General features: G+C 69.9%; 10 protein-coding genes and 1 pseudogene. 4 read left to right on the top strand and 7 right to left on the bottom strand.

The window, feature by feature from the left end; genetic code table 11:
• Positions 1-38: 38 nt before the first annotated feature.
• Positions 39-956, bottom strand: a complete 918-nt coding sequence (locus ABZ855_RS05245; RefSeq protein ID WP_360801194.1) for an alpha/beta hydrolase — start codon at positions 954-956, stop codon at positions 39-41.
• Positions 957-958: 2 nt separating this feature from the next.
• Entirely contained in the window at positions 959-2128 is a 1170-nt protein-coding gene (locus ABZ855_RS05240; protein WP_360801191.1) for an alpha/beta hydrolase, read from the bottom strand.
• 163 nt (positions 2129-2291) lie between these two features.
• Between ABZ855_RS05240 and ABZ855_RS05235 the strand changes: the two genes are divergently transcribed.
• Positions 2292-3140 carry an MBL fold metallo-hydrolase gene (locus ABZ855_RS05235; RefSeq protein WP_360801187.1) on the top strand — a complete coding sequence of 283 codons (849 nt, stop codon included), beginning with the start codon at positions 2292-2294 and terminating at the stop codon, positions 3138-3140.
• Here the strand turns inward: ABZ855_RS05235 and ABZ855_RS05230 are convergent.
• From ABZ855_RS05230 to ABZ855_RS05210, 5 genes are all read right to left on the bottom strand, one after another.
• Positions 3080-3742 (bottom strand): CGNR zinc finger domain-containing protein, encoded by a 663-nt coding sequence (locus tag ABZ855_RS05230; protein ID WP_360801184.1) that lies wholly within the window; start codon positions 3740-3742, stop codon positions 3080-3082. The two genes, ABZ855_RS05235 and ABZ855_RS05230, sit on opposite strands and share 61 nt — an antisense overlap.
• Positions 3743-3812: 70 nt before the next feature.
• Positions 3813-5504 carry a CocE/NonD family hydrolase gene (locus ABZ855_RS05225; RefSeq protein ID WP_360801181.1) on the bottom strand — a complete coding sequence of 564 codons (1692 nt, stop codon included), beginning with the start codon at positions 5502-5504 and terminating at the stop codon, positions 3813-3815.
• Entirely contained in the window at positions 5504-6679 is a 1176-nt protein-coding gene (locus ABZ855_RS05220; protein ID WP_360801178.1) for a serine hydrolase domain-containing protein, read from the bottom strand. Before ABZ855_RS05220 ends, ABZ855_RS05225 begins: the two co-directional genes overlap by 1 nt.
• 93 nt (positions 6680-6772) lie before the next feature.
• Positions 6773-7699, bottom strand: a complete 927-nt coding sequence (locus tag ABZ855_RS05215) for a family 43 glycosylhydrolase (RefSeq protein WP_360801175.1) — start codon at positions 7697-7699, stop codon at positions 6773-6775.
• A 125-nt stretch (positions 7700-7824) separates the two neighbouring features.
• On the bottom strand, positions 7825-8850 hold the full coding sequence (locus ABZ855_RS05210) for a LacI family DNA-binding transcriptional regulator (protein WP_360801172.1): 1026 nt from the start codon (positions 8848-8850) through the stop codon (positions 7825-7827).
• Between the two features lie 292 nt (positions 8851-9142).
• Here ABZ855_RS05210 and ABZ855_RS05205 point away from each other — a divergent pair, with 292 nt between their 5' ends.
• The 3 genes and pseudogenes from ABZ855_RS05205 to ABZ855_RS05195 form a co-directional block, all read left to right on the top strand.
• Positions 9143-10732, top strand: coding sequence for an ABC transporter substrate-binding protein (locus ABZ855_RS05205; protein ID WP_360801169.1), 1590 nt, complete (start codon positions 9143-9145; stop codon positions 10730-10732).
• Between the two features lie 42 nt (positions 10733-10774).
• Positions 10775-11713 (top strand): ABC transporter permease, encoded by a 939-nt coding sequence (locus tag ABZ855_RS05200; RefSeq protein ID WP_360801166.1) that lies wholly within the window; start codon positions 10775-10777, stop codon positions 11711-11713.
• A pseudogene (locus ABZ855_RS05195) lies at positions 11710-12083 on the top strand (ABC transporter); the annotation flags it as partial. The gene ABZ855_RS05200 and the pseudogene ABZ855_RS05195, both read left to right, overlap by 4 nt.

The raw sequence follows: 12083 nt of genomic DNA, 5'->3' as shown, positions 1-12083 counted from the left end.
GGGAGGCGGTTCCAGCAGCAGCCGGAACCGCCTCCGACTCACGAGCCGGTCGGGACCGCGACCGGGTCGAGGTGCGTGCGGAACCACGACAGCGCGGCGCCGCTGGATTCCTCGAAGTGCACCTTGTAGGCGTCGAAGTGCCCGCCGGGCAGCAGCACCAGCTCCTTCGGCGCCAGCGCGCGCTCGAAGGCGGCCAGTTGGATGTCGGCCGGGACCACCGTCTCACCGGTCTCGACGATCATCATGAGCGGCTTGGGCGAGACCCGGGCGATCCATACGCCCGGCTCGTACAGCCGCGCGGCCCGGCTGGAGCGCAGCGTCACCGTGTTGTTCTCGCGTCCCGGCGGAACCAGGTCGTGGTAGAAGCGCACCGCGTCCGGGCTGCCGTACAGGGCCGGGTCGGTGGGATCGTCGCCGATGGAGGTCTGGTAGCGCAGTTCGGCGCCGGCGGCCTGGGCGCGTTCGTCGTCGGCCTGGGCGAGCTCGAAGGCGGCGATGCGGTCCGGCGGAACCTTGCGCTGCCACTGCTCGAATCCGCTGATGGTGGGCACCTGCGACACCACGCTCTTGATCCGCACGTCGGTCGCGCCGAGCACGATCGCATGACCGCCCGAGAAGCTCGAGCCCCACACCCCGATGCGGTCCGCGTCGACCTCCGGCCGGGCCTCCAGGAAGCTGATCGCGCGGCGCCAGTCCGCGATCTGACGCCACGGGTCGACGTCGTTGCGGGGCTCGCCGTCGCTCGCGCCGAACGTGCGGTGATCGTGGACGAGCACCACGAACCCGGCGTCGGCGAACTTGCGCGCGTATGGGTCGAGGCCCATCTCCCGGTTGGCGCCGAATCCGTGCGCCATTGTGATCGCGGGGCGTTCACCCTCGGCGTCCGGCAGGTAGAGCCAGCCCCGCAGAGTCACGCCCCCGTCCGCCGTGAACTCGACGTCGATGCGTTCCGTCATGATCATTCGCCTTCCGTGAAGTTGAAGTACTCGGCGGGGATGACGCCGGCCGCGACGAGGGGTGCCCCGACCTTCGCGTTGATCTGCACCACGGCACCGAAGGGACGATGGTGGATGGCGATCTCCGTGATGAGCCCTTCGTCATCACGCGTGAGGATCGTGATCCCCTTCATCGCGAAGCCACCGAACGCGGCGGCCTCCCACTCCAGATACGTCCGCGGGCCGTCCTGCGCCTTCCGGACGAACTCGAGCCGTTCGTACACGGAACTCACCGCGGCCATGAGGGCCTCGACGTGCTCCTTGCGCTCGACCGGCTTGGCGAGCGCGCTCGCCTCCATCCGCACGTTCGGCGAGAGCGCCAACCCGAAGGACTCCTGGGTGCGCTGCTTGAACGCACTCGTCCAGGCCTCGGCCGGACGGTCGTCGGCGGAGTTCGAGGCCTCGACGACCGTGCCGATGACGGCGGCGACCGCCGCAGGGTTCTCGGCGTGCGCCCAGTGACCCGCGTCGGCGATCGTCTGCGAGGTGGCGCCCGGGAAGCGGGGCGTGACATACGCGGAGACGATCTCCTCGGTGACGAAGGGGTCGTTGTCGCCGCGCAGGACGGTGACGCTCCCGTCGTACTTGCTGGGCTGTTGCCCGTCCGGATGGCCGTTGTTCCATGCCGTCGCCGTGTCGGAGATCGTCGACTGGGCGACACGCAGGGCGACTTGGGCGAGCCGGTCGCTCTCCTCGGCCGGGAACGCGGTGGCGAGCGCGCCACGGAAGGCACGCTGCGCGTCGAGTCCGAGATCCGGCGCCTGGAAGGGGGCGATCTGTTCGGCGGGTAGGTGGGTGCCCGCGAGCGGGATCGGATTGACCAGGACGAGCGAGCGCACCTGACCGGGCAGGCGGGCGGCGACGAGCTCGGCGATCTGGCTGCCCATGCTGTGCCCGACCAGCACGACGGGGCCTTCCGTCGCGCGCACGACGCTCTCGAGGTCGTCGGCCCAGCGGGCGAGTGTGAACGGCCCTTGATCCGAGGCGCGCGCACCCATGCCGGCGAGCTCGAACGCGACCGAGTGGATCGACCGCTCGGCGAGGACGGTACGGACGCTGTCCCAGATGGCGCCGTCGTCCAGATATCCGTGGACGAGCACCGCGGTCGGCGCCTTCGTCGCTGGGCTGTTCATCTCGTGTCTCCTTTGACGATCGCTCTCTTGCGGCGACGAACCGGAGCCAGTGGCTCTCGGGATTCTCGGCCGACGCGAGCTCTGATGACGTAAGCATAGGGTCTATGCTTACGTCAATGTCATCGCTCTGAAACCACCGCCCGAGCATCCGAGGAGCCCACCCATGACGTCGAACGCCCTGACCTACGCCGTTCACATCGCCGACGGCATGCCGACCACCAACGCCGACGTGCCGCCCGATCAGCGCGAGCGTGCCTGGTCACCGACGTCGAGCATCCTCATCTCGAACGGGGGAGAGGCGCTGCTGGTGGATCCGCTCTTCACGATCGCGCAGTCGGAGGGCCTGCTGCGGTGGCTCGTCGAGCGTGATGCCCCGGTGACGAGCGTGTACGTCACGCACGGCCATGGGGACCACTGGTTCGGGCTCGGAGCCGTTCTGCGGCAGTACCCCGGCGCGCGCGCCTTCGCGCTGCCCGAGGTCGTCGAGGACATGGCGTATCAGTCCTCGCCCGAGGTCCTCAAAGCGGTCTGGCGTGCCTGGTTCCCCGAGCAGATACCTGAGCGACTGGTGCTCGCCGAGCCGCTCGCCGGCGAAATCCTGACCGTGGGCGGGGCGGAGGTCCGCCCGGTCCGCCTGGGACACACCGACGGCGACAACACCACCTGTCTGCACGTTCCCGATCTGGGCCTGGTCGTCGCAGGCGACGTGATCTACAACAACGTGCACCTCATGCTCGCCCAATCGGACGCGGACGGGCGAGCAGAGTGGCTGCGGGCTCTCGACACGGTCGAGGCGCTGGCGCCGACCGCGATCGTCGCGGGTCACAAGGACCCGGCCGCCGACGACGATCCGCGTCACATCGAGGAGACCCGCCGCTACATCCTCGATTTCAACACCGGCGTGCAGCGCACCACCAGCACTCTCGAGCTCTACGAGTACATGCTGGAGCGTCACCCCTCACGCATCAATCCAGGTGCGCTGTGGGGCTCCTGCCGGGCAGCGAAAGGCTGAGGAGCCGGGCGGGGCAGGTCGGCCGCCCGACGCTGCCGCGAGGCCCGAAGGTTCACGGCGTTACCGCAGATGCGTACGTCGTGCCAGGCACCGTTGTTGGGGTTGGTGCCGTCGTAGAAGGCAACCGAGCAGACCCGGTTACGGCACATCTTCAAGCGCCGCCACGTGCCCGTCAGTTGGGCGTTCGTGATCTCGTTGAGCGCGGTCGCGACGACCCACGGGACGTCCTTGCCGCGCGGCGCCAGCGAGAAGACGCCATCGGCGTCGATCCGCACCTCGAGCGAACCGCTCACCCCCTTCGGCGCGGATCGGACCGGAGCGTCACGCACCACACCCGACACCGTCAGCTGAAGCGACGCGCGGAGCTGCTGAAGCCGTACCAGCCCCGGTTCGTCGACCTCGATCGCGGGCGCCTCCGTCCCGGACCGCCGACTCCATTCGTCCAGCGCACCGGAGAGCCACGACGTCGCGGAATCCGGCGTCGAGAGCAGGTCGTCGAGCGCGGGCTTGCCGGCGGCGCGGGTGTTGAGAACCTCCTGGACGAGGATGAGCGGACCGGTGGCGATGCGGTCGGTGTAGCGTTCGCTCGCGAGTGAAGACATAGGCATAGCTTATTAGCTTGCGGTCTTCATGGGCGAGCGGACGGGGATCGTCAGGACGGACGAGTCCGTCTCACTCGGAGGGTGTCGGCAGCACCACGCGGGAGATCGTGCCGGGGGCGTGGTGGACGGTGTGGGTGCAGGGCCGTAGTTCGGTTCCGGTGCCGGGCGGCGTCGCGCCGGTGCCCTCGTTGCGTGTGTACCGGGGGTGGGAGCCGCCGGCTATGAGCAGGCGGATGCGGTGTCCGGCCTTGACCTGGTGTGCGCAGGCGTCCAGGTGTACGCGTACGGTCTGGACCTGGTCGAGGGGTGAGGTGGGGTCGAGGCGGAGGAGTCCTTCGGCGAAGTTGCGGGAGACGCCTTTGGGGTCGACGTCGCAGAGGCGTACGAAGACGTCGGCGTGGGGGTTGTTCCTGGTGTGGGCCAGGTCGACGACCGGTGTTCCCATGATCTCCAGCGGGGTGGTCAGGGGGTCGGTGGTGAAGGTGAGGACGTCGGGGCGGTTCTCCAGTTTCGCGTTGTCCTTGCTTCCGCCGTCGAGGGTGAGCAGGGGGCCGCCGAGGGTGGGGGTGGGGTTCGCCGGGTCGTAGACGTACGTGGAGGGGGCGCCGCTGGTCGGCTCGTCGGCCAGGAGCTTGCCGTCCGGTTGCAGGTAGCGCACGGTCTGGTCCGTGGCCGGCGGCCATTGGGCGAGCTGTCGCCAGGCGCCCAGCCCGGTGACGTACACCTCGACGGGCAAGGTGGACCGTGGCTGTGCAGGCGCTTCGTCCGCCAGGTGCGTCTCCAGCCACGCCAGATTGCCACGCAGCAGACGCCCCATCCCCTTCTGTCCCAGTTCGTTGTGGGTCCAGGGCCCGACAGTGAGGGAGACATCTACCCCACGCGCACGCAGTGACTCGTACTGCCGCAGGTTCTGGTCGACGAAGAGGTCCTGCCAGCCGGCGACGAGGCGCACCGGTACGTTCGCCCGCTGAAGGGCGGCATCGAGTTGGAGCCGGCCCCACGGGGGCTCGTTGGAGTCCGGGGTCGTCAGCCATTCCCGGAACCACGGCGCGCGGTGCTCGGTCGTCTCGTCGGCCGCGTCGGCCAGCGGGAGGGCGTCGAAGACCGGGGCCAGCCGTCGCTTCATCGTCAGCAGCTGAGCCACGGCCCGCAGCCCGGTGACTCGCTCCTGGTTGACCAGCGCCGCCGCCCAGGACAGGAAGTCGTTCACCTGGAAGGCGCCGGTACCGTACACCGCGTCGTGCATGTCGTGGGGCCCGACAGCGATCAAGCAGGTACGCAGTTCGGCGGGCGGATCCATCAGCAGCGCCCACTGGGTCCAGCCCACATAGGAACCGCCGGAGGTCGCGAGCCGCCCGTCGAACCACGGCTGGGTCCGCAGCCAGGCCACGGCGTCCTGGGCGTCGTCGGCCTCGTTCGCCATCGGGTAGAAGTCCCCGGTGGAGCCGAACGTGCCACGGCAGCTCTGCAACACCACGTGATACCCGTGGTCCGCGTAGACCCTCGCCTCCAGATTGCCGGGAAATGCGCGCCCGTACGGTGTGCGCACGAGGACCGTGCCCTTCGGGCTGCCGGTGTTGGGCGCGTAGTGGTCCGTCATCAGGACGGCGCCGTCGCGCGTCGGCGCGGGCAGGTTCCGCTCGACCCGGTAGCCGTACCGCGTCCCCGGCAACCGCATCAGGCGGGTCAGGAACCGGTCGGCGGCGCGAGCGGCCGGGCTCGGCGGTGCTGTAGCGGTGTGAGGCGGAAGCGCGGTGGTCATTACCTGATTTCCCGTTCTTTTGAGAGGGACCGGCGAAGCGCGTCAAGGATGTCCAGGGCTCGACTGTCCCCCGCTCCCCGCGCGTCGTTGGTGACGAAGCCGAAGCCGACTCCATGGGTCGGGTCGGCGAAGGCGAGCTGGCCGCCCGCGCCGTCATGGCCGAAGGACGACGAGGTCAGGAACGGACGGGCGGGACTGTCGACCATGAAGCCCGTTCCCCAGCTGGGTTCAGGGACGCCCGGGAGACCCAGTACCTGTTGGCCGGAGGACTGGACGCGCACCATGTCCGTCACCACGTCCTGCGGGAGAGGCCGGGTCGTACTCGTGGGCAGGATCGTCGAGGACCAGATCTCGGCGAGTGCCCGTGCGGTCGCGACCGCCCCGCCACCGGGGACTTCGGCGGCCTGGATGTCAGGGTCGTTCAAGCCGGTGCCCGTCCCGGCGAGTGTGCTGGGGAAGGCGCCACCGAGGGTGACGGCCCTCTTCAAGGAGGCGAACTCCGGTGGGAGCGGCATCGCTTCGACATCGAGGTCGGGGGCCATCGCCAGAACGGCGACCGACGCGAGCTCCTCGCGCGGCACGCCGAACCACGCACGGGCGCCGAGCGGCCCGGCGACCAGTTCCGCGAACGCCTCGCCCACGCTCTGGCCGGTGACGCGGCGGACGATCTCACCGACGAGCCAGCCGTAGGTCAGAGCGTGGTAGGTGTAACCGGTCCCCGGCTCCCACAGCGGAGCCTGGGCGGCGAGCTTGTCCACGACGGGATGCCATGCGACGACATCGGCCTTCGTCACGTCCTCGGTCGGGTACGACAGGCCGGCCTGGTGGGACAGCAGCCACCGTACGGGGATGCTCTCCTTCCCGGCCTGGCCGAACTCGGGCCAGTAGGTGCCGGCCGGCAGGTCGAGGTCGATCTTCCCTGCTGCCACGAGCCGGGCGACGAGGACGGCGAGGAGCCCTTTGCTGCAGGAGAACGTCACGCTGGGGGTGTCCTGGGTCCAGGCGCGGCCGTCGCGGGCGTCGGCGGTACCGCCCCACAGGTCGATCACCTTCTGGCCGCCGACCATGACCGTCAGCGCCGCGCCGCCGCGTGTGCTGCGGGCCAGGGCCGCGGTGAACGCGTCGGCGACTGTGCCGTACCCGGCGGCGACGAGGCCCTCGTGATGAGCGGCCATGGCGTTTCTCCTCGGGGTCGTGGGGGTCGTGGGTCCGGTTTCCGCAGGATGCACCCTGCTGAATGGATTTAGCAAGGGGTGATCGGGCTCGGGTCAGGCGATGACACCGAGGCCGTCCTCGGGTGTGTAGCGAACGGGGATCGGATCGGACAGCTCACCCGCGAACAGCCCGTCGCGCTCCTCGACGAAGCCCAAGAGGTTCCAGCCCCCGGTGGTGTCCCGCACCAGGCGTGGCGCGTACAGGTTCGCCACCGGCACGGGCCGTGCCTGCGTCATGTCCCACGGGCCGGTGAGGGACGGGCCGGGCACCACCCAGATCTGATGGGTCAGGGGCTGTTCGGCGTAGTTGCTGCAGAACAGCAGGAGCGGCTGGCCGTCGACGACGGCCACCTGCGGGACCTCCAGGTGACCGAATCCGGCGGGCTTTGTCAGCGGGGGCCGCACCTGCCAGTTGAGCAGGTCGGGCGACCAGGCGTGCCCGATCACTCCACCGCCGTGGGCGGGGCGCTGCTTGGCGTAGGCGGTGATGAGCATGTGCCAGCCGTCGCCGGACGGATCGGGAAAGACGTAGGGATCCCGCCACGCCTCGCCCGCCCAGGAGGTGGCGTCGCGGTCCTCGTACCAGGTCGGATCGGGCTCCACGAGCGGTTTGTCGCCGTGCCGTCGCCAGACGGTCAGGTCGTCCGAGACGGCCACGCCTATGCGCTGCACATGGCGGTCCGGGGCCTGGGTGAGCCCGGTGTAGAAGAGATACCACCGCCGGTCCGGGCCGCGTACCACGCTGCCCGTCCAGGTGGCGAGGTCGTCCCAGGCCGGCCCGTCGGCGGCCACGAGGGCGTCGGCGTCGAGTTCCCAGGTGTGCAGATCGGTGGAGACGGCGTGCCCGATCGACGCCCTTCGGTGACGGCGTTCGGGATCGTGCAGGGCGCGGGAGGCGCGGAGGAAAAAGGCGTGGTGCCGGCCTTCGTCGTCCCGCGCGTACCAGCTGTCCCAGACCCAGTGGTCGGCCAGACGCAGCATGCTTCGGTCTCCTTTGCTCGATCGACTTTCTCGATCGACCTGCTCAATCGATTTAGCATCATGGGGTCTGTACGGCTCCAGCGCAATGGCCAGTTTGTCGCGGTGCCGCGGACCGGTGATGCCGGTCAGCGCGAGGGGGCGCCGATGGAACCGCGCTCCCGCAGGGGCATCGGAACCCAGCGCACTCCCGGACCGGGATCGTCGTCGAGCAGCAGCCGTACGGCAAGCCGCCCCATGTCCTCGTGGGGCAGGGCGGCGGTGGTGAGCCCGGGGCGGAGCCAGGTGGCGATGGGATCGTCGTCGAAGGAGACGACCGACACGTCGTCCGGGATGCCCAACCCCGCCTCGGCAGCGGCCTGGTAGGCGCCGAGGGCCAGCCGGTCGTTCATGCAGATGACCCCCGAGGGCGGGTTGGCCCGCCCCAGCAGCGCGGTCATGGCCTCATACCCGTCCGAGGGTTCCCATTCGGCGGTGTACTCGGCGCCGACGAGCCGTAGACGGCGATCGGCGAGGGCCCGCCGTATGCCCCGGAGCCGCGGGCCGACGGCGAGGGACTTCCACGGGTCGCGCTCCTTCTCCTCCACGCGCCCGATGACGGCGATCCGGCGGTGCCCGTGGTCGAGGAGCGCGGTGGCCACGGCGCGCCCCGCCTCCTCGTCGGCCGGCAGTACGGAGGGCACCGGATCGTCCGAGGTGGCGTTGAGCAGGACCGTGGGCTGGCCCAGGATCTCCTGCGGGACCGCGAGCCTGCGGCTGTACATGGCGGCGTAGACGATGCCGTCGACCTGGCGGTCCAGCATCGCCTCGATCGCCTCCCGCTCGAGGTCGGCGTTGCCCTGGGTCTCGGCGATGAGCAGCACATGGCCCTGTTCCCGTGCCGCGTCGAGAGCACCCCGGATCATGTCCCCGGCGAAACGCGTGGTGGCGACCGTGTCCGACACGAAGGCGATCGTGGCGCTCTTGCGGGTACGGAGACTGCGTGCGGCGGCGTTGGGGCGGTAGCCCAGTTCCTCGGCGGCGGCGAGAACGCGTTGCTGCGCGTCCTCGGAAAGCCGGGTCCCCGGCCGCTTGTTCAACACCAGCGAGGCCGCGGTGGTGGAGAGTCCCGCACGCCGGGCCACGTCGGCCAGTGTCACCCGCCGCTGGGGCATGGGCTCCTCCATCTGTGGCTCGCGTCGTCCGGTGCTCGGGTTCGGGAAGCATAGAACGGGGGCTTGACGAGGCGCCCGGTCGGGCGCATCCTGCTAAAACCTTTGAGCAAGGTACACCGAGATCTCGCCACCGCGGGATACCCGAAGTTCGTCGAGCCGCGAACGGGCCTCCTGCACCATCAGGCGGGCCCTCCCCGATCATCCTGAGCCAGTCAAACGCACCCCGCGCACCTCGCTGCCGGGTTCCTGTCTTGCTAAATCGATAAACTCCTCAGAGTCGCCGGAGATCACCGTGTCCATTCGCCTGTCCCACCGCAGATTCCAGGCACCCCGACCGCGCAGCGGCGCGGCGACAGCCGTGGTCGCCGCCACCGCCCTGGTCCTCACCGCCTGTTCGGGGGGCGCGGCCTCGAAGGCCGGTGCCGGGAAGGTGGGCGCCGAGCTCACCTTCGGCTCTCCGCTGTCGCCGCCGAGCCTCAACCCGGCGGTCGGCGACCCCGCGTACACGTCCTTCTACCAGTGGGCGTACGACTCGCTGGTGGTCATGCGGGCCGACGGCACGTTCGGTCCCGGGCTCGCGGTCAAGTGGGGCTACGTCGGGAAGGGCAACCGCGCCTACGAGCTGACCCTGCGCAAGGACGTCAAGTTCAGCGACGGCACGGCGCTGGACGCCCAGGCGGTGAAGACGTACCTGGACTACGAGAGAGCCCAGAAGACCGGCAGCACGGCCGGCCTGTTGGGCAGTGTGGAGTCCGTCGAGGCCACCGGCCCCCTGACCGTGAGCCTCAAGCTGCGCGCGTCCGACCCCAACCTGACATTCGCCTTCGCCCAGGCGTTCGGCGCGGGGAACATCGTCAGCCCGAAGGCGGTCGGCAAGCCCGCGTCCCTGGACAACGGCACGGCCGGCGCCGGACCGTACATGCTGGACGCGACCCGGACGGTCGCCTCGGACCACTACACCTTCGTCCCCAATCCGCACTACTGGAACAAGGGTCGGCAGCACTGGAAGCAGGTGACGATCCGGGTCATCCCCAACTCGTCGTCGATGATCCAGGCGATGCGGGCCGGTCAGGTCCAGGCCGCGCTGGGCGATGCCACCACACTCCAGGCGGCCTCGGACGCCGGACTCACCGTACAGGCCCCGCCGCAGGCGCTGACCGGGCTCAACCTCGCGGACCGGCAGGGCAAGGTCAGCAAGCCGCTGAGCGATGTACGGGTGCGGCAGGCACTGAACTACGCCGTCGACCGCAAGGCCATCGCCAAGGCGCTGTACGGCGACGAGAAGCTGGCACTCGCCCAGTACGCCCTCCCCGGACAGGCCGGGCACGACGCCTCGCTCGACGCCACCTACCCCTACGACCTGGCGCGGGCCAAGAGCCTCCTCGCCGAGGCCGGATACCCGGACGGGTTCACGCTTCCCGTGCTCGACACCACTCTCGTCGGGCTCGACAAGATGGCGCAGGCGGTGTCCGGCCAGCTCTCGAAGGTCGGCGTCAAGCTCAAGATCACCACGAAGCCGACCGCGAGCGACTACTTCGTCGCGATGGTCTCGGGGAAGTATCCGGCCCCCGTGATCGCGTACGGCCTGGCGAACATGGCCACGCTGCACGTCGGTGTGGTCAACCCGCAGGGACCGTTCAACCCCTTCCACACGGCCGACCCGCGCCTCGACGCGCTGTACAAGCAGTACTTCGCGGCGGACGACAAGGACAGCGCCGCGCTGCAGAAGCAGATCAACGCCTACCTCGTGAAGCAGGCATGGGCACTTCCCGTCGTCGGCGCACCCCTGAGCTACTACCTCGCCAAGGGTCTCACCGGCCTGGAGGCCACGACGGCCAACGCCGGGGTTCCCTCGCTCGCCGATCTGCGCCGGGAGAGCTGAGCCGATGCGCACGCCCGTGAGCAGCGTGAGCAGAGGTGACCGATGCTGAGGCTCGTCCTGCGCCGGCTGGCCTGGGCCGTCCCGCTGGCACTCGTGGCCTCGGGGATCTCCTTCGTCCTCGTGGCGCTCCTGCCGGGTGATGCCGCCCGGTCCCTGCTGGGGCAGAACGCCACCGACGCGCAACTGGACACCGCACGCCACGAACTGGGCCTGGACCAGCCCCTGTGGGTCCAGTACTGGCGGTGGCTGTCCAAGGCGCTGCACGGCGACTTCGGCACCTCGCTGATCAACCGGCAGCCGGTGACCGCCCAACTCGACGACCGACTCGAGCCGTCGCTGTCACTGATCATCGGCGCCACCCTCCTCGCCGCCGTCGTCGGGATCCTGCTCGGAGTCCGCGGCGCCCGGCGAGGCGTACTGGGCCAGGCGGTCAAGTCGGGATCGATCATCGGCCTCGCCGTTCCCGACTTCTGGCTGGGGCTCGTCCTCGTCGTCCTCTTCGCGGTGAAGCTGCCCTTCTTCCCGCCCACCGGCTATGTGGCACTGCCCGAGGACCCGGCGGCGTGGTTCGACTCCCTGGTCCTGCCGGTCGTCACCCTGGCGGTCCCGGCCACCGCCGTGATCGCCAAGCAGAGCCGCGACGCCGTGGCGACCGCGCTCGACCAGCCCTTCGTCCGCACACTGCGGGCGGCCGGGGTGCCGGAACGGTCCGTGGTCTACCGGCACGCCCTGAAGAACGCCGCCGTCCCGGTGCTCACCGTGATCGGCACGGTGTTCGTCGGCGCCCTCGGCGGGACCGTGGCCGTGGAGTTCATCTTCGCCATCCCCGGGCTGGGCAGCACCGCCGTCCAGGCGACCGCCTCCCACGACCTGCCACTGATCGAAGGAGTCGTCGTGTACTTCACGATGATCGTCATCGCCGTGAACCTCCTCGTCGATGTGGCCTACCACGTCGTCAACCCGAGGGTGCGCACGTCATGACGACGAAGTCCATGAACAGAGAGGCCGTCCCGGCCTCCGCACCGACAGCGAAGCCCGCCCCCGAACCCCGTCGGCTGCGCCGCGCCCTCGGCCGGCAGCCCCTGGGCGCGGTGGCGACGGCCTACCTCGCTCTGCTGGTACTGGCCGGGCTGCTCGCCCCCGCCATCGCCCCGTACTCACCCGACGAGCAGGACCTGAGCACCGTACTCAGCGGCCCGTCGGGTGCGCACTGGCTGGGCACCGACACGGTGGGCCGCGACGTGCTCAGCCGTCTGCTGTACGGCATCAATCCCGCGCTCGTGAACACGCTCACCGCGCTGGCGGTGTTCCTGCTACTGGGTGTGCCTCTGGGCATCCTCGCCGGCTACCG

It is taken from the genome of Streptomyces sp. NPDC047042, from assembly GCF_040644035.1.
In the GTDB taxonomy this organism is placed as follows: domain Bacteria; phylum Actinomycetota; class Actinomycetes; order Streptomycetales; family Streptomycetaceae; genus Streptomyces.
The sequence above is the reverse complement of the archived record's forward strand: the minus strand, read 5'-3'. Positions and strand labels throughout refer to the sequence as shown.

What these genes read in the sequence shown, in the direction of transcription:
- ABZ855_RS05245 (WP_360801194.1), bottom strand. Translation starts at nt 956, where the DNA reads ATGACGGAACGCATCGACGTCGAGTTCACGGCGGACGGGGGCGTGACT.
- ABZ855_RS05240 (WP_360801191.1), bottom strand. Translation starts at nt 2,128, where the DNA reads ATGAACAGCCCAGCGACGAAGGCGCCGACCGCGGTGCTCGTCCACGGA.
- ABZ855_RS05235 (WP_360801187.1), top strand. Translation starts at nt 2,292, where the DNA reads ATGACGTCGAACGCCCTGACCTACGCCGTTCACATCGCCGACGGCATG.
- ABZ855_RS05230 (WP_360801184.1), bottom strand. Translation starts at nt 3,742, where the DNA reads ATGTCTTCACTCGCGAGCGAACGCTACACCGACCGCATCGCCACCGGT.
- ABZ855_RS05225 (WP_360801181.1), bottom strand. Translation starts at nt 5,504, where the DNA reads ATGACCACCGCGCTTCCGCCTCACACCGCTACAGCACCGCCGAGCCCG.
- ABZ855_RS05220 (WP_360801178.1), bottom strand. Translation starts at nt 6,679, where the DNA reads ATGGCCGCTCATCACGAGGGCCTCGTCGCCGCCGGGTACGGCACAGTC.
- ABZ855_RS05215 (WP_360801175.1), bottom strand. Translation starts at nt 7,699, where the DNA reads ATGCTGCGTCTGGCCGACCACTGGGTCTGGGACAGCTGGTACGCGCGG.
- ABZ855_RS05210 (WP_360801172.1), bottom strand. Translation starts at nt 8,850, where the DNA reads ATGCCCCAGCGGCGGGTGACACTGGCCGACGTGGCCCGGCGTGCGGGA.
- ABZ855_RS05200 (WP_360801166.1), top strand. Translation starts at nt 10,775, where the DNA reads ATGCTGAGGCTCGTCCTGCGCCGGCTGGCCTGGGCCGTCCCGCTGGCA.